The 24226-nt window shown below is 68.1% G+C and carries 19 protein-coding genes and 1 pseudogene; 11 read left to right on the forward strand and 9 right to left on the reverse strand.

Features of this window, described 5'->3' with window-relative positions; genetic code table 11:
• Positions 1–23 precede the first annotated feature (23 nt).
• Positions 24–116: pseudogene (locus tag C1932_RS11250) on the reverse strand (IS110 family transposase); the annotation flags it as partial.
• A gap of 397 nt (positions 117–513) precedes the next feature.
• Between C1932_RS11250 and C1932_RS11255 the strand changes: the two are divergent.
• Entirely contained in the window at positions 514–1218 is a 705-nt protein-coding gene (locus C1932_RS11255; RefSeq protein ID WP_108763427.1) for an AraC family transcriptional regulator, read from the forward strand.
• 7 nt (positions 1219–1225) lie between these two features.
• Here C1932_RS11255 and C1932_RS11260 read toward each other — a convergent pair whose 3' ends face one another.
• Positions 1226–2104, reverse strand: a complete 879-nt coding sequence (locus tag C1932_RS11260; RefSeq protein WP_234412112.1) for a sterol desaturase family protein — start codon at positions 2102–2104, stop codon at positions 1226–1228.
• A gap of 154 nt (positions 2105–2258) precedes the next feature.
• On the opposite strand from C1932_RS11260, the gene C1932_RS11265 reads away from it, so the two are divergent.
• The 8 genes from C1932_RS11265 to C1932_RS11300 all read left to right on the forward strand — a co-directional run bounded on the left by C1932_RS11265 (position 2259) and on the right by C1932_RS11300 (position 11816).
• A complete protein-coding gene (locus C1932_RS11265; RefSeq protein WP_108762227.1) occupies positions 2259–3164 on the forward strand; it encodes a LysR family transcriptional regulator in 906 nt (301 codons plus the stop codon).
• Between the two features lie 92 nt (positions 3165–3256).
• Positions 3257–3946, forward strand: a complete 690-nt coding sequence (locus tag C1932_RS11270) for a DsbA family protein (RefSeq protein WP_108762228.1) — start codon at positions 3257–3259, stop codon at positions 3944–3946.
• A complete protein-coding gene (locus tag C1932_RS11275) occupies positions 3943–4950 on the forward strand; it encodes a cyclase family protein (protein ID WP_108762229.1) in 1008 nt (335 codons plus the stop codon). The genes C1932_RS11270 and C1932_RS11275 overlap by 4 nt, the downstream gene beginning before the upstream one ends.
• A 241-nt stretch (positions 4951–5191) precedes the next feature.
• Positions 5192–5806 (forward strand): translesion DNA synthesis-associated protein ImuA, encoded by a 615-nt coding sequence (imuA, locus tag C1932_RS11280; RefSeq protein ID WP_108753349.1) that lies wholly within the window; start codon positions 5192–5194, stop codon positions 5804–5806.
• Between the two features lie 9 nt (positions 5807–5815).
• Complete coding sequence (locus C1932_RS11285) at positions 5816–7225, forward strand: DNA polymerase Y family protein (protein ID WP_108762230.1); 1410 nt, start codon at positions 5816–5818, stop codon at positions 7223–7225.
• Positions 7226–7231: 6 nt separating this feature from the next.
• Complete coding sequence (locus tag C1932_RS11290) at positions 7232–10342, forward strand: error-prone DNA polymerase (RefSeq protein ID WP_108762231.1); 3111 nt, start codon at positions 7232–7234, stop codon at positions 10340–10342.
• Positions 10343–10419: 77 nt separating this feature from the next.
• Complete coding sequence (locus C1932_RS11295; protein ID WP_108762232.1) at positions 10420–10926, forward strand: hypothetical protein; 507 nt, start codon at positions 10420–10422, stop codon at positions 10924–10926.
• 146 nt (positions 10927–11072) lie between these two features.
• Positions 11073–11816: an energy transducer TonB gene (locus C1932_RS11300; protein ID WP_234412113.1), complete on the forward strand. Its 744-nt coding sequence runs from the start codon at positions 11073–11075 to the stop codon at positions 11814–11816.
• A gap of 18 nt (positions 11817–11834) precedes the next feature.
• Here C1932_RS11300 and C1932_RS11305 read toward each other — a convergent pair whose 3' ends face one another.
• From C1932_RS11305 to C1932_RS11335, 7 genes are all read right to left on the reverse strand, one after another.
• Entirely contained in the window at positions 11835–12737 is a 903-nt protein-coding gene (locus C1932_RS11305) for a cation diffusion facilitator family transporter (protein WP_108762234.1), read from the reverse strand.
• Positions 12738–15026, reverse strand: a complete 2289-nt coding sequence (locus tag C1932_RS11310; RefSeq protein ID WP_108762235.1) for an Orn/Lys/Arg decarboxylase N-terminal domain-containing protein — start codon at positions 15024–15026, stop codon at positions 12738–12740.
• Between the two features lie 20 nt (positions 15027–15046).
• Positions 15047–16399, reverse strand: a complete 1353-nt coding sequence (adiC, locus tag C1932_RS11315; RefSeq protein ID WP_108753355.1) for an arginine/agmatine antiporter — start codon at positions 16397–16399, stop codon at positions 15047–15049.
• Positions 16400–16477: 78 nt separating this feature from the next.
• A complete protein-coding gene (locus C1932_RS11320) occupies positions 16478–17929 on the reverse strand; it encodes a DcaP family trimeric outer membrane transporter (RefSeq protein WP_108762236.1) in 1452 nt (483 codons plus the stop codon).
• Between the two features lie 506 nt (positions 17930–18435).
• Complete coding sequence (dsbG, locus tag C1932_RS11325; RefSeq protein WP_108762237.1) at positions 18436–19275, reverse strand: thiol:disulfide interchange protein DsbG; 840 nt, start codon at positions 19273–19275, stop codon at positions 18436–18438.
• Between the two features lie 30 nt (positions 19276–19305).
• A complete protein-coding gene (locus tag C1932_RS11330) occupies positions 19306–20109 on the reverse strand; it encodes a TlpA disulfide reductase family protein (RefSeq protein ID WP_108762238.1) in 804 nt (267 codons plus the stop codon).
• Positions 20110–20187: 78 nt separating this feature from the next.
• Positions 20188–21258 (reverse strand): helix-turn-helix domain-containing protein, encoded by a 1071-nt coding sequence (locus C1932_RS11335; protein ID WP_108762239.1) that lies wholly within the window; start codon positions 21256–21258, stop codon positions 20188–20190.
• A 184-nt stretch (positions 21259–21442) separates the two neighbouring features.
• Between C1932_RS11335 and C1932_RS11340 the strand changes: the two genes are divergently transcribed.
• Positions 21443–21841 carry a heavy metal-responsive transcriptional regulator gene (locus C1932_RS11340; protein ID WP_108753360.1) on the forward strand — a complete coding sequence of 133 codons (399 nt, stop codon included), beginning with the start codon at positions 21443–21445 and terminating at the stop codon, positions 21839–21841.
• Positions 21838–24213: a heavy metal translocating P-type ATPase gene (locus C1932_RS11345; RefSeq protein WP_108762240.1), complete on the forward strand. Its 2376-nt coding sequence runs from the start codon at positions 21838–21840 to the stop codon at positions 24211–24213. Before C1932_RS11340 ends, C1932_RS11345 begins: the two co-directional genes overlap by 4 nt.
• The last annotated feature ends 13 nt before the right edge of the window (positions 24214–24226 follow it).

Raw genomic sequence — 24226 nt, forward strand, 5'->3', positions numbered from 1 at the left:
AACCAAGCATCCAATTCAGCTTAGCCAGAAGGGCTATTGCTGACCTGCAGGGTCTCGCCGTCTGTCGTACCGATATCCAATCGGCGCTTGCTCACATCAATCCCGATCCCGTTCATTGCCCGACTCCGTATAGTCTGGAAGGGTCGAGAGCTCCCCCGCTTGCCCAGTCTTATCGCTTCGAGTGTCCAGCTCCAGCAACTGTTCGGGCGGATCAAGGGAGAATCCGGCGTGGGCGCCAAGCTCCATGGCGATCGTCGAGATCCAGGCTCATACGGCGGCCCACGCCGGCTCTCGGCACCTACGCTGCCAGATTTCCGTCAGATAAGGCTTGGTCGCCGCATCCATGCGGCTCACACCCCGCACACCCACAGTGCCCCGCCTTCGACGGTTTCCTGCGAGCTGTTGGAACCTGCTGCTGATGGAAGCTGGTGCTGATGATGGTGGGTGCCGACCGTTGGTCGGCACGGGGGTCGGATCTCCATGGATTCAATTCCGATGGAAATCCATCCACGCATGGCGTGGATCTACAATCGCTGCATGTCCTCACCTGCCCGGCCCTGGAACGGCACTTTGCTGCTGCACGCACACGTGGCGGTGCTGCAGGGCCATGCCGGTGACAGCGGCACGCACGCGCACTACGCCCACCAGCTGTTGCTCAGCGATGGCGCGCCCTGGCAGGTGGAGATCGACGGCGTGGAGCAGCACGGCCAGCGCCTGTGGCTGCCGTCCTTCGCGCCGCACGCCATCCTCTCGGCGCCGCAGGACGGCTGCACCCTATTCCTGGAACCGGCCCACGCTGATCCCGGACAGATCCAGCAGCAGCTGCCCACGCTGTCCACCGACATCACGGCCCTGCAGCAACGCCTGTCGCAGCTGAGCCGTGCGCAGCCGCTGGACCGCCGCGTACAGGTGGCGCTGGAACGCATCGCCCAGCACCTGCCCGGCCCGGTGCCGGCCGCCGACATCGCTGGGGCCGCACACTTGTCCACCAGCCAGCTGCATCGCCGCTTCCAGTCCGACCTGGCCGTGACCCTGCGTGGCTGGGTGCTCTGGCAGCGGCTCCGCATCGCCCTGGCCCATCACCTGCACGGACACAGCCTGACCGACAGTGCGCATGCTGCCGGCTTCGCCGATCTGGCCCATCTGTCGCGCAGCCTGCGCCGCATGTTCGGCATCGGTGCGGCGCAGCTGAAGGGCCTGCAGCTGCGCGCTGCCTGAGGCGCACTCAACGGCGACGGCGCAGCCCTTCGGGCACTTCGGGTACCTGCCCATGGGGCAGCGCACGGAACGGCGCCAGCAACTGCCCCGCATAGCCGCGTGGATAGTCCGGCTGGCTGCCGATGCCCAGGTCATGCGTGCGCAACCGGTAGCCCGGCGCATCGAAGGCGGTGCCGAGCAGGTGATCCCAGACGGTCAGGAACAGCCCGAAGTTGACATCGCCTGCGGTGCCGTAGCGCATGTGGTGGAAGCGATGCAGCGGCGCCCAGGCCATCACCCGGCCCAGCACGCCGGGCCGCATGTCCACGTTGGAATGCTGCAGCAGCAACTGGATGGCGATGGCGAAGGCCAGCACCGCCGCCACCGGCATCGGCAGGCCCAGCACCAGCAACGGCAGCACGCCGCCCAGCGCTTCGGCGGCCTGGTGCAGCGGATGCTTCATCAGGCCGTTGAAGCCGTACATGCGGGTCACGCTGTGGTGCACCGCATGCAGCCGCCACAGCCATCCGATGCGATGGCTGGCGTAGTGCACCAAGGTGATGCCCAGATCGGCGGCAACGATCGCCAGCAGCACCTGCACCGCAAACGGCCACTGCACCGGCCACAGTTGCCACGGAATCACCGCCGCCAGCACAGGCACCGCCGCGATCGACAACAGGTTCAGGCCTTCGTTGACCAGCGCATGCAGGCTGTCGCGCAGCCGGTCGCCGTGCGCCCGATTGAATGCGGGATCGTATGGCCAGACCCGCTCGGCGGCGAATGAAACGGCAATGGCTACCGCCAGCAGGGCCAGCAGCCACAGGGGGTCACCCTGCCGATGGCCAACCCAGACCACGGCAGCGGCAACGAATCCAGACAGGAACAACGGCGCATACAGGCGGAGCATCCAGTGCTTCATGGGCAACCCGGGAGTGAGGAGGCCTGCATGCTGGCGCGGCCTGTGGGTTGCCGGCTTGAACAAACGGCGCAATCCGTGCGCCGGGGGGGCATCCACGCATGGCGTGGATCTACAATGGCGCCCTCATTGCGCCGGGGGCGGCATGGATTCCTTCAACCTGATGCGCACCTTCCGTCGCATCGTCGAACGCGGCGGCCTGGCCCGCGCGGCCGAAGATCTGGGCTTGTCAGCGGCCGGCTTGAGCAAACAGCTGCGCACGCTGGAAGCGCACCTGGGCGTGGTGCTGCTGCAGCGGACCACGCGGCGCATGAGCCTGACCGAAACCGGCCACGCCTATTACCGCGAGTGCTGCCGCCTGCTGGACGAACTGGACGCGCTGGAACGCGGCATCGCCGAACAGCGTGGCGAGGTTGCCGGCCGCCTGCGGGTGAACGCACCGCAGTCGTTCGCGCTGAGCACGCTGTCGCCGCTGCTGCCGCGCTTCCTGCAGCAGCATCCGCACCTGTCGCTGGATCTGGTGATGGAAGACCGCCTGCTCGACGCGGTGGGCGAAGGCTTTGATGTGTCGCTGCGGCTGCGCGCCGAGCTGGACGATTCACGCCTGGTGGCGCGGCGGCTGGCCTCGCTGCAGCAGGTGTTGTGCGCGGCACCGTCCTACCTGCAGCAGCACCCCGCGCCGCACACCGTGCAGGATCTGCATGCCCATAGCGTGCTGGCCTACAGCCTGTCCGATTCACCGGGCAGCTGGCCGCTGCTGGGCCCCGATGGCCAGGTCACGATCACCCTGCCGGCACGGGTGACCGCCAACAACAGCCTGCTGCTGCGCGACCTGCTGCTGGCAGGCCTGGGCATCGGCGCGCTGCCCTCGTTCCTGGCCGCGCCCGCGCTGGCACGCGGCGACCTGCAGCAGGTGCTGCCCGACCACCGCTATCCACCGCGCTTTGTGCATGCGGTCTACCCCACCGCGCGCCACCTGCAACCCAAGGTACGGGCCTTCATCGATTTCCTGCACGCCGAACTGCCCGGCTGCGCGGGACTGGATTCGTAACCGCCAGCGAAAACTGAGCTGCCCGAAACCCGCTGTTTCGGCCACGCCGCGCTGCCTACGCTGCCGCCTCCCCTCTCACCGATGGCAGGCAGATGTCTTCCGCTCCCTCCCCCACCACCGCCACGCCGGTGGTCGATTTCTTCCACGATGTGGTCTGCGGTTGGTGCTTCGTGCTGGCCCCGCGCCTGCAGCAGGTTTCGGCCGAACTGGGCATCCAGGTGCGCCACCGCAGCTTCGTGCTGCAGGACTCGCGCGCCCGGATGATCGACGTCTTCGGTTCCATGCCGCGCGCCAAGGACACCATCCTGCGCCACTGGGCCGACTGCGCGGCGCATGAAGACAGCGCGCGCATCGACATCGACGGCATGCGCGCGCAGACGTTCGAATACCCCTCCGGCTGGCTGGGCGCACTGGCCTGCCAGGCGGCCGGCGTGCTCGGCGGCAACGATGCCCATGGCGCGATGTTCGATGCGGTGCAGTGGGCGCACCTGCACCAGCACCGCAACATCGGCGATGCCGACGTCCTGCTGGACATCGCCGAATCGCTGGGCCACCGGCGCGGCGTCTTCGCTGACCACATGCGCAGCGACACCGTGCGCCAGCGCGTACAGGCCGACCGCGCCGAAGCCGCCGCCCTCGGCATCCGTTCCATTCCCACCGTCATCGGCGGCCACGGCTTGCGCCTGCAGACCCTGCCGCTGCCACAGCTGCGCCAGGCCCTGGCGCCCCTGGTCGCGGCCACCACCGCGCCCTTCCCCACCCTGCAAGGAGAAACCCCATGACCCCACGTACCCTGGCCAGCGCACTGGCCCTGCTGCTGGCCAGCACTGCTGCATCCACCGCCGCGCCCGCACACGAACGCGTTCCGTCCGGCCAGCAGGTCGGCACCAGCCCCTGGGGGCCGAGGGACGAGATCGGTCGCCTCAACCTGATCACCGACGCCTCGCGTGCCGCCATCCTGTCGCGGGTCAGCGGCGGCAAGGCCTACGACCTGGCCACCGAGTACTACGTGGGCATGCCCAGCTGGCAGGACGCCGGCGACCCGCACTACCAGTTCTGGATGACCCATACCCCGCGCGGCACCGTGGTGGACGACCCGATGGGCGTGGGCCAGGCCATGAACCTCACCCGCAGCTACACCGGCACCGCGTTTTCGATGTACAGCCACACCGGCACCCATATCGATGCGCTGAACCACTTCGGCATCCACGGAAAGATCTGGAATGGCTTCGAGGCCGATGAACACCTCGGCGACCGTGGCTGGAAGGTCACCGGCATCGAGAAATTCCCGCCGCTGATCGCCCGTGGCGTGCTGATCGACGTGGCCGGCGCCAAGGGCGTGGACATGCTGCCGGACAGCTACCGCGTCACCCGCCAGGACCTGAAGGATGCGCTGGCACGCCAGCACGTCACCCTGCAGCAGGGCGACGTGGTGCTGATCCGCACCGGTCGCATGCGCCTGTTCGAACAGCCCCGCGCCTACATGGCCAACCCGCCGGGCATGGGCCTGGACGCGGCCCGTTTCCTGGTGGAAGACAGCGGCGCGATGATCGTCGGCGCCGACAACCTCAGCTTCGAGACCTTCCCCTCGGAGGTGTCCGATGATTACGTGCCACTGCACACCTACCTGCTGGCCCAGCAGGGTGCGCCGATCATCGAACTGGTGGCGCTGGACGAACTGGCCCGTGACCAGGTCTACGAGTTCGCCTTCATCGGCGGCCCGCTGAAGATCCGCGGCGGCGACGCCGCCCCGCTGCGCCCGGTAGCCCTGCCAGTACGCCGGTAACGCGCCGGGTAGCGCCGGGCGTCCCATGCCGGGTAGGTGCCGACCTTGGTCGGCACTCCCTGCCCCCTTCAGCAACCTGAAAACCACCCCTCGATTTCATTAGTAATTCTACTCACAAGGCGAGTAGCATGTCCGGTCTCAGCCCCTGATACCGGCCTGTCGATACTCGTTCCATGCCTGCCGTTTCCGTCCAATGCCGCCGCTTCCTGCCTGCCCGGCGCCTCCCCTGGAGGACCGGCTGATGGGTGCCGTCGTCGCCTTGGACCGCCTGCTGGATGGCCGCCAACTGTGGCGCGGCCCGGCCCGCCATGGCCCGGCCAGCGACCATCTGGCCAGCGGGCACCCGGCCCTGGATGCCCGCCTGCCCGGCGGCGGCTGGCCCGCCAGCGGGCTGTGCGAAGTGCTGCTGGCCTGCCCCGGCGTGGGCGAACTGGCCCTGGTCTGGCCGGCACTGGCCAAGCTGAGCCAGCGCGATCGGCCGATCGTGCTGGTCGCCCCGCCGCATCGGCCGCATGCCCCGGCCTGGGCCGCAGCCGGGCTGGACCTGGCCCAGCTGCAGATCATCCACGCCGCACCGAAGCAGGCGCTGTGGGCGGCCGAACAGTGCCTGCGCTCGGCCGCCTGTGCGGCCGTGCTGTGCTGGCCGCAGCAGGCCGATGATCGTTCCCTGCGCCGGCTGCAGGTGGCCGCCGACAGTGGTCAGTGCCTGGGCTTCGTGTTCCGCGAAGCACGCGCCGCGCGCAATCCGTCGCCGGCCAGCCTGCGCCTGCAGCTCGACCCCGGCCAGGTGCGCGTGCTGAAGTGCCGCGGCGGGCTGCCGCCTGCGCAGCCCTTGCCGCTGGCCATCGCCCACTGAGGCCGCGCCATGCATTGGGCCTGCCTGTTGTTGCCGCAACTGGCGCTGGACAGCGTACTGCGCCAGCAGCCGGATCCGCAGCGGCCGCTGGTGCTGCTGCAGGGCCCGGCCCAGCGCCGGGTGCTGCGCGCGGTCAGCCCGGCCGCACGGGCCGCCGGCCTGCGCCCGGGCATGCTGCTGTCGGCCGCTCAGGTGCTGGTGCAGGACATGCAGCTGCACGACTACGATCCCGCCGCCGAACAGCAGACCCGGCAACTGCTGGCCAGCTGGCTGTACGCCTACAGTTCGCAGGTCAGCCTCGATTTCCCGCATGCGCTGGTGCTGGAAATCCACGCCAGCCGCGCCCTGTTCGGTGATTGGCCACAGATTGAACAGCGCCTGCGCCACGGCCTGCATGAACTCGGTTTCCGCCACCGTCTGGTGGCCGCGCCCAACCCGCATGCCGCGCGCGTGCTGGCCAACGTGCACGACGGTCTGGGCATCGATGCCACGCAGCTGGCGGCCGCGTTGGCGCCGCTGCCACTGGCACGCAGCGGCCTGCCGGCCGATGCGGTCACCGTGCTCGGCCGTTCCGGCCTGCGTACGCTGGGCGCGGTGTTCGACCTGCCGCGCGACAGCCTGGCCCGCCGCTTCGCCCCGCAGGTGCTGCAGCAGCTGGATGCCGTGCGCGGCCTGGACAACACGCCGCTGCGCTACTACCAGCCCCCCGACCGTTTCGATGCCCGCATCGAATTCGAATACGAAATCGAATCCAGCCAGGCCCTGCTGTTCCCACTGCGGCGCCTGCTGCTGGACCTTGCCGCCTTCCTCTGCTCGCGCGATGGCGGCGTGCAGCGCTTCGACCTGCACTTCGAACACGACCTGCTGCCGGCCAGCGTGCTGACCATCGGCCTGCTGGCCCCCGAACGCGATGCCGCGCTGCTGTTCGAAATCGCCCGCAACCGCATGGAAGCCTTCGCCCTGCCCGCCGGCAGCCGCGCGCTGCGCCTGCAGGCCGAACAACTGCCGCCGTTCGTGCCGGTGGCGCGCGATCTGTTCGACACCCGCCCGGCCCAGGCCATGCCCTGGAACCAGCTGCGCGAACGGCTGCGCGCGCGGCTGGGCGATGATGCCGTGCAACCGCTGGCGGTGCAGGCCGACCATCGCCCCGAGCGTGCCAGCGGCACCCAGTCGCCGGCCCCCCCCCCCGCGCACTGGCCGCTGCGGCCCGGTTGGCTGCTGGAGGCACCACAGCCGCTGCGCGACCCGCGCCTGCGTATCGTTGCTGGCCCGGAACGGATTGAATCGGGCTGGTGGGACCAGGCCGATGCGCGGCGCGACTACTACGTGGTGGAAACCGCGCACGGGCAACGCGGTTGGGCGTTCCGCCCGCGCAACGACCCGCATGCGCCGTGGATGCTGCACGGCTGGTTCGGCTGAACCGGCATGCACGCAGAACTGCCCGCCTATGCCGAACTGCATTGCCTGTCGGCCTTCAGTTTCCAGCGCGGCGCCTCCACCGCCGACGAACTGTTCGCGCGCGCCGCCAGCCAGGGCTACCGCGCTCTGGCGATCACCGACGAATGCTCGCTGGCCGGCATCGTCCGCGCCTGGCAGGCGGCCAGGACGCATGGCGTGGCGCTGATCGTCGGCGCCGAACTGCAGATCGAAGACGGGCCGAAGATCGCCCTGCTGTGCACCGACCAGGATGCCTATGCCGGGCTGTGCCAGCTGATCACCACCTGCCGGCGGCGCGCAGGCAAAGGCCAATACCGCTGCCTGCGCGAGGATCTGCATGGCCTGGCCGAGGGCCTGCTGTGCCTGTGGCTGGACCGGCAGCCTGATGCCAGCCACCTGCCGCTGCTGCGTGCCGGGTTCAACGACCGCCTGTGGCTGGCGGTGGAGCTGCACCACGAACATGACGACGTGCGCCGCCTGCAGCAGCTGCAGGCCTTCGGCGAACGCCATGCATTGCCGCTGGTGGCCAGTGGTGACGTGCACATGCACGTGCGCCGCCGCCGCGCCCTGCAGGACACGCTGACCGCGATCCGCCACCGCTGCAGCGTGGCCGAAGCCGGTTGGCGGCTGTTTCCCAACGGCGAACGCCACCTGCGCCCGCGCAGCGCGCTGGCCCAGCTGTATCCACCGGAACTGCTGGCAGAGACCGTGCGCATCGCCGGGCGCTGCCACTTCACCCTGGATGCGTTGCAGTACACCTACCCGCGCGAACTGGTACCGGAAGGACACACCCCGGACAGCTGGCTGCGCGCCCTGGTGGAAGAAGGCATTCCCGAGCGCTGGCCGGAAGGCATCGAACAGAAGCAGCGCACGCAGATCGAACACGAGCTGGCCTTGATCGCCAAGAAGAACTACGCCTCGTACTTCCTCACCGTGCAGGACATCGTGCGCTTCGCCCGCCGCCAGAAGATCCTCTGCCAGGGACGCGGCTCGGCGGCCAATTCGGCGGTGTGTTTCGTGCTCGGCGTCACCGAGATCGACCCGGCACGCAGCAACCTGCTGTTCGAGCGTTTCATTTCCGAAGAGCGCGACGAACCACCGGACATCGACATCGATTTCGAACACGAGCGCCGCGAGGAAGTGCTGCAGTACGTGTTCAAGCGTTATGGCCGCGAGCGTGCCGCGCTCACCGCCGTGGCGATCAGCTACCGCGGTCGCAGCGCGATCCGCGATGTCGCCCGCGCGCTCGGCCTGCCGATGGACCAGGTGAACGAGCTGGGTGCGGCCATGGACCATTGGGGCGGCAACATCCCGCTGCCGGACACCCTGCGCGAGCGCGGCTTCGATCCGGACACGCCGCTGATGCGGCGGCTGCTGTCACTCACCGAAGAGCTGATCGACTTCCCCCGCCACCTGTCGCAGCACCCGGGCGGTTTCGTGATTTCCGAACACCCGCTGTCCACCCTGGTGCCGGTGGAGAACGCCGCCATGGCTGGCCGTACCGTCATCCAGTGGGACAAGGACGATCTGGACGCCACCGGTCTGATGAAGGTCGACTGCCTGGCGCTGGGCATGCTCACCGCCATCCGCAAATGCCTGGCCCTGCTGCAGCAGCACGGTCTGCACAGCGGCCGCATGGATGCGGTGCCCGCCAAGGACAGCGCGACCTACGACATGATCTGCGCCGCCGATACCATCGGCGTGTTCCAGATCGAATCGCGCGCGCAGATGGCCATGCTGCCGCGCATGCAGCCGCGCACCTTCTACGACTTGGTGATCGAAGTGGCCATCGTGCGCCCCGGGCCGATCCAGGGCGACATGGTGCACCCCTATCTGGAACGCCGCCGGATCCTGCGCGAACAGGGCCCCAAGGCCTTGAACGACCCGGCCAACCCGCTCTACCCACCGCAGCTGGAACGCGTGTTCGCACGCACCCTGGGCGTTCCCCTGTTCCAGGAACAGGTGATGCAGCTGGCGGTGGAAGCGGCCGGCTACACCCCGGGCGAGGCCGACGCCCTGCGCCGTTCGATGGCCGCCTGGAAGCGCCGCGGCGGGCTGGAACCGCACCGGAAAAAACTGCTGGCCGGCATGCTGCGCAACGGCTTCAGCCGCGAATACGGCGAACACCTGTTCGAGCAGATCAAGGGCTTCGGCAATTACGGTTTTCCGGAAAGCCATGCCGCCAGCTTCGCCCTGCTCACCTATGTCAGTTGCTGGTTGAAGTGCCACCACCCGGCCGCGTTCACCGCCAGCCTGATCAACAGCCAGCCGCTGGGCTTCTACAGCCCCGACCAGTTGCTGCAGGATGCGCGCCGCCATGGCATTGCCGTGCTGCCGGTGGACGTGCGCCACAGCCATTGGGACTGCACCCTCGATTTCAGCAAGGGCGCGGCCGCCATCCGCCTGGGCCTGCGCCTGGTCGATGGCTGCAGCGAACAGGCCGTGCAGGCCCTGGTGCGCGAGCGCGCGCGGCGCCCGTTCGACGATGTGGGCGATCTGTGCCAGCGCGTCGCACTGGATCGCCGCCAGCAGGGCCTGCTGGCCGATGCCGGCGCCCTGCGCGGTCTCAGTGGCCATCGCCATCGCGCACGCTGGGATGTTTCCGGCGTGGAAAACCGCCTGCCGCTGTTCGACCCGGCCCGCGCCACCGGCGAAGCGCGCGTGCCGCTGCCGCTGCCCAGCGCCTGGGACGACATGCAGGCCGATTACCGCAGCACCGGCACCACGCTGGGCCGCCACCCGCTGTCGTTCCTGCGCGCACAGCTGCGCAGCCGCGGCTGCCTGGATGCCGCGCAGCTGGCTGCCCACGGGCATGGCCGCCGCGTGCGCATTGCCGGGCTGGTGCGCATGCGGCAGCGGCCGCAGACCGCCAGCGGGGTCACCTTCCTGACCCTTGAAGATGAAACCGGCATGGTCAACGCCGTGGTCTGGCGGCACGTGGCCGACCGCCAGCACCGCATCCTGGTCGATACCCAATTGATGCAGATCGACGGCCGGCTGGAACGCGTGGACGGCGTGCAGCATGTCATCGTGCAGCGCATGCTGGGGCTGGACGATCTATTGCAGGGCCTGCGCAGCCACAGCCGCGATTTCCATTGATGGGTCATTGATGTGTCGGCCCTACCCATCCGCTTTTGCATCCGCTATCGTCGCCACATCCAAGGAAGGACTACACGATGGCCCGTGCGTTGCTGCTTACCACCCTGGGGGTATCCACCCTCGCCCTGCTGGTGTCCGGCTGGACGGCCTGGAACCTGCACGACAGCCAGTCACCCGAACGCGTGATCCATGCACGCGGCCTGGTCGTCCACGATGCCAATGGCCAGGCCCGCGTCATCGTCGGTGCGCCGGTGCCCGATCCGACCAGCAAGGGGCGCAGCCAGGGCCCGCGTGCCGCGGCACTGTCCGGTGTGATCCTGCTCGGCCCGGACGGTTCCGAACGCGGCGGCTACGGCACCAGCGACCGCGGCGGCGAAGCCCTGCTCACCCTGGACGATGCCAGCGGCACCACCGAAGTGTTCAAGGTGGTCGCCAACCCCGATCGCGGCGCCACCCTGATGGTCCGCCACCAGAACAATACCGGCGCCATGCTCACCTCGTGGCAGGGCAAACCGGAACTGCTGTTCCTGGACGACAGTGGGCAGACCTACTACGTGCGCCCAGGGGTCAACGCCGCGCCGTGAACCGGGCCCTGACAGCCCGGCATTAATGCAAACGATTCTCTTTTACGGTAATGTGCGCGCGCTGCCCTTGCCGCCGCGGGCCGTTCCTGTCCCGCTCTCCGCAGCCGTCCGTGCCCGTCCAAGCGCTCCGTCCAATGCCATTGCCGTTGACGCCTGCCCGCCCGGCGCGGCGCGGCGCACGCGAGCGTCGCACGCACTGGATGGCGGTGGCAATCACCGCCAGCCTGCATCTGCTGCCGGTGCTGGGGCTGCTGCACTGGACGACGTCCACACCCCGGCCCACGCCCCCGGTCGAAGAGGTGCGCATCAGCCTGCGCCTGTTGCCCCCCACCGCGCCACCACAGCCGCTGGAAGAACTGAAGGCCGAGCGTCCCAGCCAGGCCCAGCAGCCGCGTCCAGCGCAGCCACGCACCCTGTCGCCGCCCCCGCCCAGCCGCGCGAAGGAAGGCACCCTGGCCGCCGCTGACGGTCGTACCCCCGATGCACAGGCACAGCCCCTACCCGCCCTGGTCCTGCCGACCCACGACGCGCCCCCGGCACCGGCGTCGATCAGTGCAGCACCGCCCACCCCCGACGCCGCACCGGCACCGCAGTTGGCCGGCACCCACAGCGATTCCTGGGAAGCACGTCTGATGGCCCGTCTGGAACGCCACCGTTATTTCCCCAGTGCCGCCCGCGCGCGCCGGCAGCAGGGCACGGCCTGGGTGCGCGCCAGCGTCGACCGCAGTGGCCGCCTGCGCACGCTGCTGCTGGAACGCAGCAGTGGCGAACCCATGCTGGACCAGGCCGCCCTGCAGACCTTCCGCCGCGCGCAGCCGCTGCCGCGTATTCCCGATGATCTGCCGGCACCGCAGGAACGCGTGGTACCGGTGGAGTATTACCTGCGCTGAAGCGCGCGGCGCCGCCGCTCAGGTCCAGGCCGGGTCGGCAGTGAAATCGATCGTCAGCCAGAACATGCCGCCGCGTGCATCCAGGCGCACGGCAATCTCATCGCGCATGGCATCCACCTCGCCCACCGTGCCCAGCGGCGTGGCCGGGTCGGTCAGCACATGGATCTCGATGAAGCGCATGCGCCCCATCTTCGCCACGTGGCTGGTGAAGCCGGCATAGCCCCGCTCGCCCACGAACGCCTGCATCACCTGCTGCACGCGCTGGTCCAGGTCATCGGGCGCGACCTGCAGTACCTCGCGTAGCGCCTTGAACGCGGCGCGCGTGGGCACCGGCAGCACGGCCAGGCTGATCAGCATCAGCACGATCGAATCCAGGTACGGTACCCAGTGCTGCCTCGGCCCGTCCTGCAGGGCCAGCGCCAGCAGGAAGGCCAGCACCACGGCCAGTGCCATCAGCCCGCCCAGCAGCCAGGCACGCACGTCCAGCCACAGCAAGGGCGAGTGCAGGCGCCGTGCCTGCCCCGCCACGAACGCGGCCATGCCAAGGTTGGTTGCACTGATCAGACCGGCCCACCACAGCGCCGGCCCGAACTTCACCACGTGGCCGCCGGTGGTCAGCCCGATTACCGCGTTGGCCAGCGCGTACACGCAGGCCAGCGACAGGATCACCCCGCCCAGCGCCTCCACCATCGGTTCCAGATGCCAATAGCCGTACTGGAAGCGCGGGCTCTGCTCCCGCGCCACCAGCCGCAGCACCGACAGCGACACCAGGGTCAGGGCCACGTCCACCAGGCTGTAGATGCCGTCGAACAGGATGGCCTGCGATCCCACCAGCAGGCCGCCCAGGAAGCCGGCCGCACTGACCGCCACGGTCATCCCGATCGACAGCAGCAGGATGCGTTGTTCGCGGGCGGTATCCATTCAGGTCTTCAGCACCTCCACCCGGTAGGTGGTGCCTTCTTCGTCGTGCTCGATGATCAGCCCGTGCACATCCGATTCGAAACCGGGGAAGCGCGCGTTCTGTTCGCGGGCAATGCGCAGCGACTGGATGATCGGCTCGTCGCTGGCGCCGAAGCGTTCGCCCGGCATGATGGTGGGAATACCCGGCGGGTACGGCACCAGCATGGTGGCGGCAATGCGGCCGCTGAGCTGTTCGATGTCCACCCGCTCGATCTCGCCCTTCACCAGATGGTTGTAGGCATCGGCCGGGGTCATCACCGGGGTCGGCAGGTCCACGTACATCTCGCGCATCACCTTGGCCACGGCGAATTCCTGGTTGAAGGCATGCAGCGCCTCACACAGGTCACGCAGGCCCCAGCCGGCATAGACCACCGGATAATCGGCGGCCAGCGTCGGCAGTGCCTGGTTCAGCGGCGCGTTGCGATCGTACAGCTCCTTGAACGCCATCAGCTCGGTCACCAGGGTGCTCCACTTGCCCTTGGTGATGCCCATCGAGAACAGGAACAGCACCGAGTACAGGTTGGTCTTTTCCACGGTGATGCCGCGGCCCCACAGGAACTTGCTCAGCACCGCCGCCGGAATGCCCAGCTTGCCCATGCTGCCGTCCATCGACAGGCCCGGGGTCAGCAGGGTCACCTTGATCGGGTCGATCAGCACATAGTCGTCCACCAGCCCATCGAAGCCGTGCCAGTGCGCATCGGGCTGCAGGTACCATTCCTCACGCTTGGCCACCAGCGGTGCCGGCGTATCGCCCTTGTCCAGGCTGCGCTCCACCTTCGTGGGCTGCCACACGCTGAACCACCAGTCGTCGCGGCCCAGGTCATCGCGCACGTGCAGCATGGCGCGGCGGAAGGCAATCGCTTCGTCGTGCATTTCCTGCACCAGCGAACGCCCGGCCTCGCCCTCCATCATCTTCGAGGCCACGTCGCAGGCCGCGATCACCCCGTAATGCGGGCTTGTGGAGGTATGCATCATGAACGATTCGTTGAAGCGCTCGGCATCCAGGTCGCGGCTGGCCGAGTTGCGCACGTGGATCATCGACGCCTGCGAGAACGCGGCCAGGAGCTTGTGGGTGGAATGGGTGGTGAAGATGATCGCGTCCTGCTCGCGCGGCTTGCCCTTGGCCATGCCGTAATGATTTTCGTAGAACGGATGGAACGCCGCGTAGGCATACCAGGCTTCATCGAAGTGCAGGAAGTCCACCGCGCTGCCGATCTCCTCGGCAATCTTTTCGGCGTTGTAGCACAGACCGTCGTAGGTGGAATTGGTGACCACCGCGATGCGCGGCTTCGACCCGGCCTGGTAGGCCTGGCTGGCCAGCGGGTTGTCGGCAATACGCTGCTGCAGCGCCTCGGGGGTGAACTGGTCCAGGCTGATCGGCCCGATGATGCCGTGCGCGTTGCGGCTTGGGGTGAAGTAGACCGGCACGCCGCCGGTCATGATCAGCGCATGCAGCAGCGATTTGTGGCAGTTGCGGTCGACGAACACCACGTCACCGCGGGCCACCGTGCCGTGCCAGACGATCTTGTTGGCGGTGGAGGTGCCGTTGGTGACGAAGAAGGTGTGGTCGGCGCCGAAATTGCGCGCGGCCTCGTCCTCGGCGTCCTTGATCGGGCCGGTGTGGTCCAGCAGCGAACCCAGTTCCGGCACCGAGATCGACAGATCGCTGCGCAGGGTGTTCTCGCCGTAGAACTGGTGGAACGCACGGCCCACCGGCGATTTGGTGAACGCCACGCCGCCGGCATGGCCTGGGGTATGCCAGGAATAGTTCGATTCGGCCGCGTGGTGGATCAACGCCTTGAAGAACGGCGGCAGCAGGTTGTGCATGTAGTCTTCGGCCGCACGCATCACCTGGCGGGCGACGAAGTTCTTGGTGTCCTCGAACAGGAAGATGAAGCCGTGGATGTACTTGAGCAGCTTGCTGGGCACCTTCTCGATGGTGCGCCGCTCGCCGTACAGGAAGACCGGCAGGTTGGCCCGGCGCGCGCTCTGTTCGCGCAGGAAGGCGGCCAGGCGCTGGAACTCGCCCTCCCCTTCCTCGCTGCCATCGATCGAGATCAGCACCGCCGACGCCGCCACGTAGGTGCGGGCACCGGCGCGCGCATCGTCCAGGTTCAGGCCGCACAGCACGCGCTGGCCGTTGCCACGCAGCTCTTCCACCAGCGCGCGGATCAGGATGCCGCCGATGCGCGGCGAATCGTAATCGCCATCGATGACGATGACCGGGTAATCCAGGGACTTGAAGTACACGTTGATTCTCCTTGTCGAACTCAGGAACGCTGGGCGCCGCCAGACAACGCGGCCGCCTCACGGGTGCGCTGCCGCTGCTGGCGGCGCTCCTCGCTGAAGAAGGGATAGAACACGGTGATGAACAGCACGAACAGGAAGGCGTACTGCACGATGGTTCCCGACGAGCCGTAGATCGCCCACAGGCAGTACACCACCGTCAGGCTGGTCAGCGCCCAGAACGCACCGGTATGCACGATGGTGTGCGAGCGCTCCACCACGAAATAGCAGGCCACGCAGGAATAGATGTACGGCAGCAGGGTCAGCACCACCGCCGCCGAGGTGATCACATCGAACTGTGCCGACGCAGTTTCCGAGGTGGAGGTGACCAGCACAGCCAGGGTCATCAGCACGGCGACGATCAGCACGCCCTTCACTGGCACGTCGTCCTTGTTGGTCTTGCTGAAGATGCTGGGGAACAGGCCATCGTCGGACGCCGCCTTGGCGCTCTGCGCGGTCAGCAGGATCCAGCCACCGAGCGAACCGGCCGCGCCGATGAAGGCGCACAGGCTGACCAGGCCACCGCCCCAGCCGCCCACCGCCTTGGCGGCGGCCAGCGCGAACGGCGCATCGGAGGTCTGCAGTTCGGCATTGGGCACCATGCCCATGATCACCGACGAGCTGGCGATATAGGCAACCGCCGCCAGGAACACGCCGGCCAGGGTGGCGCGGGCCACGTTCTTTTCCGGGTTTTCCACCACGCCGGCGGTCACCGACGCCGATTCCACGCCGATGAACGCCCACAGCGTCAGTGCGGCGGCACTGGAAATGGCGCCGAAGTTCGATTCACCCGATACGTTGTAGGCACCCTTGAAGATGTCCGCATCGAAGAAGAACCAGCCGAAGATGGCGATGCCCAGGATCGGCACCAGCGCGAAGCTGGTGGTGACCGTCTGCACCTTGGTCACGAAGGCCGGGCCGATCACGTTGGCGAAACTCAGTGCCCACACCAGGACCAGCACGGCGATGCAGCGCACCAGCGGCTCGGACAGGATCGGGAAGAAGTAACTGAAATAGCCCACCGCCGCGATCGGGATGGCTACGTTGCCGATCCAGTTGGCGAACCAGTAGATGGTGTTGGTCTGGAAGCCCATGTACGGCCCGAACCAGTCACGCGCATAGGCATACGGGCCGCCGGCCTTGGGCGCCAGCTTGCCCAGCTTGGCGAACACGAACGCCAGCAGCAGCGCCCCGGCGGTGGTGATCAACCAGCCCCAGATCGACGCGGTACCAATCTTGGCCAGGCTCGATGGCAACAGGAACACCCCTGAACCCATCATGTTGCCGGCCACGAGGAAGGTGGCACCGACCACCCCGATCTTCTTTGTCTCTGCCATGACACTCTCCTGCACCTGGCACGGGCCCGGCAGCACCGGGCATGGGGACGGAAAACGCGGGCGTACTGCCGCTGGCGTCTACTTGATGAAGTTGTATTGCAGGCTGCCCTGCACCCGGACCGTGTCGCCGCGCGCGCCGCTCTGTTGTTCCAGGCGGCCGTACAGCAGCTCCATGCCCATCGTCCACGACGGGGCCGGGCTCCAGATCAGGTTGAACACGCCGTAGCGGCTCTCACGGAAGGCGTCGGCCGGCAGCGCCGCGTTGCGCTCCAGCGTCAGCTGTCCGTAGATCAGGTTCGAACGCCACAGTTCGGACCAGTAATGGGTGTAGCCGACGAAGCCACCGCGCACGTCCAGCGCGCGCAGGCGCCCGTCGGCATCCACCACCGCGTCCAGGCCGGAACCGGTCAGATCGGCGGTGTAGCGGCTCAAGCCGCGCCCGCCCAGTGCACCGAACAGCAGCAGGTCACGCACGCCCACCGCCGCCGAACCACTCAACTGCAGACCGCCGGCCACGCGCCGGTCGCGTTCGCCGTCACCGTCGTAGGCCAGGCTGCGCGCCACCGCGCCCAACTGCAGGTGGCCCCAGTCGCGTTCCACGCGCGCGGCCAAGGTCACGTCCGGCAGCCGGTTGGCGGCAATCACACTGTCGCTGGCCCCGGCCAGCTCGGTATCCGGGTCTTCGGCGGCCAGCGTCAGCGTGGTGCCCTTGCCCAGCGCGAAACTGTGGTGGATGCCGGCCACCAACAGGTAGCCCGCGCCACCCGGGCCGGCGAAGTCCAGCGTGTCGGGCAGGCTGTCGGCATCCATGAAGCTGGAATAGCCGTAGCCGGCATAGGTGTTGCCCAACTGCCCGTACGCGTGGCGCAACCGGAACTGATAGCCGTCGCTGCTGCCGAAGAAATCGTTTTCCAGGTAGAAGCGCAGGTTGCCGTGGGTGGTCGGCCGACGTGCCTCGAAACTGAAGCGTGTCTGCTTGGCATGCAGGTTGAAGTTGGACACATCGCGGTGGCTGCCGCCGACAGGCATCGACGAGGGAATGAACTGGTCTTCGTCGCCGGCTGCCCGCGAATCGGCAATCGCATCCAGTTTGGCGTAGCCGCCGATGCGGATCACCGTGTCGGTACCGGGGATGGCGAAGAAGCCCTTCAGGTCAGGATCGGTCGGGCCGGCCGCACTGTCCGGGCGCGAAGCCGCCGTCGAGGGATCGGACACCGAATCACGCTGGGGAAGAACGGGCTGCGCAACGCCTGGCACCTGGGTGGCGTGCAGCCCTGCCGCAGTGCCTGCCAGCGCTGGCGTGGCCGGCTCCGGCCTGGGCAACGGTGGGGACGGCGTTGCCGCAACCGGCGCACTGCCATCGCGCTGCTCCAACCGGTCCAGACGCTGCTGCAGGCGCTCCAGCGTCTGCCGCATGCCTTCAATTTCGCGCCGCAGCGCCTGTGCATCATCGGGTGCACCTTCCTGTGCCTGGGCAGGTGCTGCTGCCAGCACCGCCGCACACGCCACACTCAGTACCGCAACGCGCATTGCATTCTCCCCAAACGAACGATCGCGGGGCGCTGCCGGCGTGCGCATGCGCGCAGCTGGATGGACACCCCACCGCTACTGGAAATGCAGGTACTGCGTTGGCGAGCGCTGACAGCCTGCCCATCGCAGGCAACAGGACGATGACACTGCCCTGCGGCTGTCGACGTCTTCGCCGCTGCGGCCACGCTGCCGGAGAGGTGGCGGTCGCAGCGGTCTGGGTAACAAGCGCGGAGTGAGAGTGTCGTGAACGGCACGCCGTGGTGCTGCGGATTCAGCCACGTGCCAGGGGGTGCGAAATGCGCTGCCGTGCGGGGTTTCATGCACACCAGCGTAGCCAGCGTGTCGCTTTTGGCCTTGACCAGAATCAAGGCAGAATTGTTGAACCAGGTCACGCTTCATCGGTGACACCGGCGAGGCCACTGCGCCGTCCGCACAGCCGCCATGTCGCAGAATGCGACAGCACTACCGACGTGTGCCGAACCGCGTCGGCACACGTCCCGGCGCCGTCAGCGCGGGCCCAGCACCGTCTGCAGATCGGTACCCTGCGGCATGCCCGAGCGACGCTGCACCTGGCCCTGCGCATCCTGGAACAGGATGCCCGGCGTGCCCTGGAAGCCCAGCTTGATCATCAGTTCCTGGTTGGCATTGAGCTTGCCGGCCAGTTCGGGGCTGATCGTGGCCACCGGCTTGATCCCGCCCTGCTCGAACTGGTGTTCGTTCTGCAGCAGTGCCGCGCTGGGGTCACGCGCGGACAGGATGGCCGCGGCCTTGGCCGGGCTGTCCTCACGGATCACGCCCACCAGCACGTGGCGCAGCTGCACCTTGCCGGTATCCACCCACGGCCGTGCCGCTTCCCAGAACTTGTGGCAGTACGGGCAGTTGGCATCACTGAAGGTGTACACCACACGCGGCGCGTCGGCCTTGCCATCGCGCACCCAGGCGCTGCCTTCCAGATCCTTCCAGATGCGTTCGGACATCGGGCCGGCCACCAGCTTTTCCACCTTGTCGGCGGCCACTTCGTTGCCCTGCGCATCGAACAGGCTGCCGACCAGCACGTTCTTGCCATCGGCCGTCACGTAAGCGGCCGCCGGCTGCTGGCCATTGACCACGCCGGCAAAGCCACGCAGGCCACCGGGCGCATCGAACTCGGCTACGACCTGGAAGCCGTGCTTCTCGATGCCCTGCAGCACCGCCGGGCGATCGCCCTTGGCTGCGGCGGCTGCGGTCGCCGCGGGCTGGGCCCCCGCCTTGTCCGGCGGGGTCTGCGCCTGGCTGCAGGCAGCCAAGGCCAGCAATGCCGGCAGGATCAGGGCCTTGTGCGCAACGCGCGGGGAAATGGACAGCATGGGAACTCCGGAATGAAATGCCGGGGCAGGCTACCGCAGCCGGCGCAGTTTGTGTTCAAGGCCGGCAGCGGTCAGTTCACCCAGGTGCAGCTCCTGCAGGCGTCCTTGCGCATCGAAGAACAGCGTGGACGGGTACGCCTTCACCCCCAGCACCGTGGACGCCCCGGACGCTTCATCCAGCAGCACGTTATCCAGCGCCAGACCATTGGCGGACAGGAATGCCTGCACGTCCCCGGTGGTTTCGCCCTGGTTGACGAAGGCGAACTGGATCTGTGGATTGGCCTGCTGCGCCTGGGCCAGGACCGGCATCTCGCGCCGGCACGGGCCGCACCAGGTCGCCCACAGGTTCAGCACCAGCGGGCGCCCCTGGAACTGCTGCAGCGCCTGTGGCTGCCCGTGCAGATCCACCGTCTGCACCGCTGGCAGCGGCATGTGTGCGGCCCGCCACTGCGACAGCGCCATACCGCCGCCCGCCCACAACAACACACCCAGGGCCGCACTGCTGAACACAGGCAGGCGCAGGCGCGGATGCCGGCGCAGCGCCCACAGCCCCCAGCCAGCGCCTGACAGCAGCGCCACGGGCAGCGAGTAGCCACCATCGGCAATCTGCAACACCGACCACGGTGACGGCCCATACAGTTCGAAGTTCAGCACGACGAACGCCAACCGCCCACACAGCAGGCCCAGCAGCAGCATGTCCAGCACCACGCTGGCAGGCGACGGCGCTGCATCGCCGGCCGTGGCGCGCGGCCACAGCCGCGCCAGGCCCATGGCCGCCAACAAGGCCAACACGATCAGAATCACCGGCATCGGCACCGGCCCTACACTCGACATACGCCCACTCAATCCATCACAGCACACTGCATGTTCAAAGCCGCCCGCTGCAAAGGCAAGGGGCGGCCTGGTTGCGGGTCAGGCGGCATCGCGCCGCATCTGCAGTTCCGGCGATGGCCGCAGCCCGCGCACGGTGGCCGTAGCCGCAGCCACCGCGGCACGCTCGCGCTGCTTGTTGCAGCTCACGTGGCGCCGATAGTTGGCCGGTGTCATCCCGATGATGCGCAGGAACAGGCGGCGGAACGCGCTCTGGTCGGCATAGCCCACGCCCCAGGCGACCTCATCAATGCTGGCGCCCTGTTGCAGCATGGCCTGCGCCTTGGCAATGCGCAGCCGCTGGCAATATTCAATCGGGCGCAGGCCGGTGGCCTTCAGGAAACGTCGCTGCAGGGTGCGCGGCTCCAGCCCGGACATTTCACAGATGCTGGTGAGTGTGGCGCCCCGCGCTGCGGTCGTGTGCAGCCAGCGTTGCGCCTTCAGCACATCACGGTCGCCATGGGCGAAGTTCGCACTGAAACGTTCCAGATCCTGCTGGATCGCCACCGGCACGCTGATGCCCAGCTGTGCGGCCACCTCGCTGGCCACGCCCTGCCCATGCAGCCGGTACAGCAGGCGCAGCCCCATGAAACGCCAGGCCTGGCTGCCGCCCACCGTCAACACATCGCCATCATCCACCAGCGCGCGCTCACTGGGCGCCCAGCTGGACGGCTGGCCCTGCAGGCCCGGGTAGCGGCTCAGGTCGGGACCGGACACCGTGCGCCCGGCCAGCAGCCCGGCACGGGCCAGCACGCCCACGCCATCGCCGGCGGCCGCCAGCAGGCTGCCACCGTCGTAATGTGCCCGCAGCCAGTCCAGCAGCACATCTTCGGTACGCAGCGCGGCCCCGGGGCTGACCAGGGTCGGCAAGGCGATGACCGCAGGAATGGCCGCATCCAGCATGTCCGCACCCGCCAGCCGATGCACACCGCTGTTGCTGGCCGGCACGATCCACCGCGTGATCAGCACCCGCGGGAAGGGGCGCTTCTTCTGCTGGGCCAGGCGATTGGCAACATGCGCCATCTCGGAAAGGACGGACGCCGCCGAGGGGTCACCGCCCGGGTACTCCACCACTGCAACCTCCACGAATCCTTCGCTATTGAGTGCGTCCACAGCCCTTCCTCCGTTCGTTCAGGCCATCCAGCGGCCGGTGCAGACGAAGGGTAGAAACCGCCCCGGAGCGGGGGCTATGAAGAAAGTTGCAAATATCCCTGAACGAGCGGCTTCCGTTCACAACCCTTGACTCTGGACCAGACTCAAGGGTTCACAATGGCTGCAGATTCCACGGGAGTGCGCCATGAACATCGGGCAACTGGCACGCGAAGCAGGCGTGCCGATCGACACCGTCCGCTATTACGAGCGGCAGCACCTGCTGCCCACCGCAGCGCGGTCGGCCGGCGGCTATCGCATCTTCGGCCAGCAGGACCTTCGCCGGCTGCGCTTCATCCGCCGCGCCAAGGCGCTGGGGTTCAGCCTGGAAGAAGTCGCCGAGCTGCTGGCGCTGAGCGACCGCCATGCGCAGGACATGGGCAGCGTGCGCGATACCGCACGGGCGCGGCTGGCCGATATCGAACAGCGCATGGTCGAACTGCAACGCATGCAGGCGGCGCTGTCACAGCTGGTGGATGCCTGCCCGGGCCACGGCGCGCTTGAACAGTGCCCGATCCTGGCCGCGCTGACCGAGGACAACGCATGAACAGCACGCATACCGGCCCCGCGCACGACCACGGCGCGACCGCGGCCAAGGCCAGTTGCTGCGGCGGCTCGAAGAAGACCGCCAGCACGGTGAAGGACCTGGTCTGCGGCATGGACGTCGACCCCGCCACCACCCCACACCACGCCCAGCACCAGGGCACGGCCTACCACTTCTGCAGCGGCGGCTGCCGGCAGAAGTTCCTGGCCGATCCGCAGCGCTATCTGGACCCGGCTTCGCATGTCGCGCCCCCGGTGCCGGCGGGCACGCTGTACACCTGCCCGATGGATCCGGAAATCGTGCAGGAAGGCCCCGGTACCTGCCCGATCTGCGGCATGGCGCTGGAACCGATGATGCCCAGCCTGGATGACGGCGAGAACCCGGAGCTGACCGACTTCCGCCGCCGCTTCTGGGTGTCGCTGCCGTTGAGCGTGGCGACCATGGCGCTGGCGATGCTGGCCATGACGCCCCTGCTGCACGCGCTGTCGCCCACCATGCGGGTATGGATCGAAGGCGCGCTGGCCACGCCGGTGGTGCTGTGGGCCGGTTGGCCGTTCCTGCAGCGCTGGGCGCAGTCGATCCGCAACCGCAGCCCGAACATGTGGACCTTGATCGGCACCGGCGTGATCGCGGCCTATGGCTACAGCGTGGTCGCCACCGTGGCCCCGGGCCTGTTCCCGCCCTCGTTCCAGCAGCATGGGCACGTGGGCGTGTACTTCGAAGCGGCGGCAGTGATCATTTCGCTCACCCTGCTGGGCCAGTTGATGGAACTGCGTGCCCGTGCCCGCACCTCGGCGGCGATCAAGGCGCTGCTGGGGCTGGCACCGAAGACCGCGCGGCGCATCGACGCCGATGGCAGCGAACACGACGTGGAATTGAGCGCTGTGAAGGCCGGCGACCGCCTGCGCGTTCGCCCAGGCGAGAAGGTGCCGGTGGATGGCCGCGTGCTGGAAGGTCGTTCCACGCTGGACGAATCGATGCTGACAGGCGAACCGGTGCCCGTCGGCAAGCAGGCGGGTGACAGTGTGATCGGCGCCACGTTGAACGGCTCGGGCGCGCTGGTGATCGAGGCCGAGCGTGTGGGCGATGACAGCATGCTGGCGCAGATCGTGCAGCTGGTGGCGCAGGCACAGCGCTCACGCGCGCCGATGCAGCGCATGGCGGACAAGGTTGCCTATTGGTTCGTGCTGGCGGTGCTGGCGGTGGCCGTATTGACGCTGTTCGGCTGGGGTCTGTTTGGCCCGGAACCGTCGTGGACCCATGGCGTGCTGAGTGCGGTGGCGGTGCTGATCATTGCCTGCCCCTGTGCGCTGGGCCTGGCCACACCCATGTCGATCATGGTGGCCACCGGTCGGGCTGCGCAGCACGGTGTGCTGTTCCGCGACGCCGAGGCCATCGAGGCCCTGGTGAAGGTCGATACGCTGGTGGTGGACAAGACCGGCACCCTTACCGAAGGTCGCCCGGCGTTCGATACGGTGCATGCCACCGACGGCCATGCGCCCGACCAGGTGCTGCACTGGGCCGCCAGCCTGGACCAGGGCAGCGAACATCCGCTGGCCGCCGCCATCGTGGCCGAAGCACGCCTGCGCACGATGGAACTGCTGCCCGTGCAGGACTTTGATTCGATCACCGGGCTCGGTGTCGTCGGACGCGTTGAGGGGCGCCAGCTGTGGCTGGGCAACACCGCCCTGATGGACGAACACGGCATCGACGTGACGCCGCTGCAGGACACCGCCGACGCACTGCGCCGACGCGGTGCCAGCGTGATGTACCTGGCGGCGGACGGGCAGCTGGCCGGCCTGCTGTCGGTGGCCGATCCGATCAAGCCCACCACGGCCGAAGCGATCGCGGCGCTGCGCCAGGATGGCCTGCGCATCATCATGGCCACCGGCGATGGCCTGCTGACCGCACAGGCCGTGGCCAGCACGCTGGGCCTGGACGAGGTACACGGCGAAACGCGCCCGGCTGACAAGGCCGCACTGGTGGAGCAGCTGCAGGCGCAGGGCCGCACGGTGGCGATGGCCGGCGATGGCATCAACGACGCGCCGGCCCTGGCCAGCGCCGCCGTCGGCATTGCCATGGGCACCGGCACCGATGTGGCCATGTCCAGTGCACAGGTCACGCTGGTGAAGGGTGATCTGCGCGGCATCCTGCGTGCGCGCCAGTTGTCGCGTGCAGCCGTGCGCAACATGCGGCAGAACCTGGGCTTCGCCTTCCTCTACAACGGCCTGGGCATTCCGGTGGCCGCCGGTGTGCTGGTGCCCTGGGGCATTTCGCTGTCGCCAATGCTGGCTGCGGTGGCGATGAGCCTGAGTTCGGTTTCGGTGATCAGCAACGCGCTGCGCCTGCGCGCACAGCGTATGCCGGGTGGCTGACACGGGCGTCGCA

The organism is Stenotrophomonas sp. YAU14D1_LEIMI4_1 (genome assembly GCF_003086815.1).
Lineage (GTDB): Bacteria > Pseudomonadota > Gammaproteobacteria > Xanthomonadales > Xanthomonadaceae > Stenotrophomonas.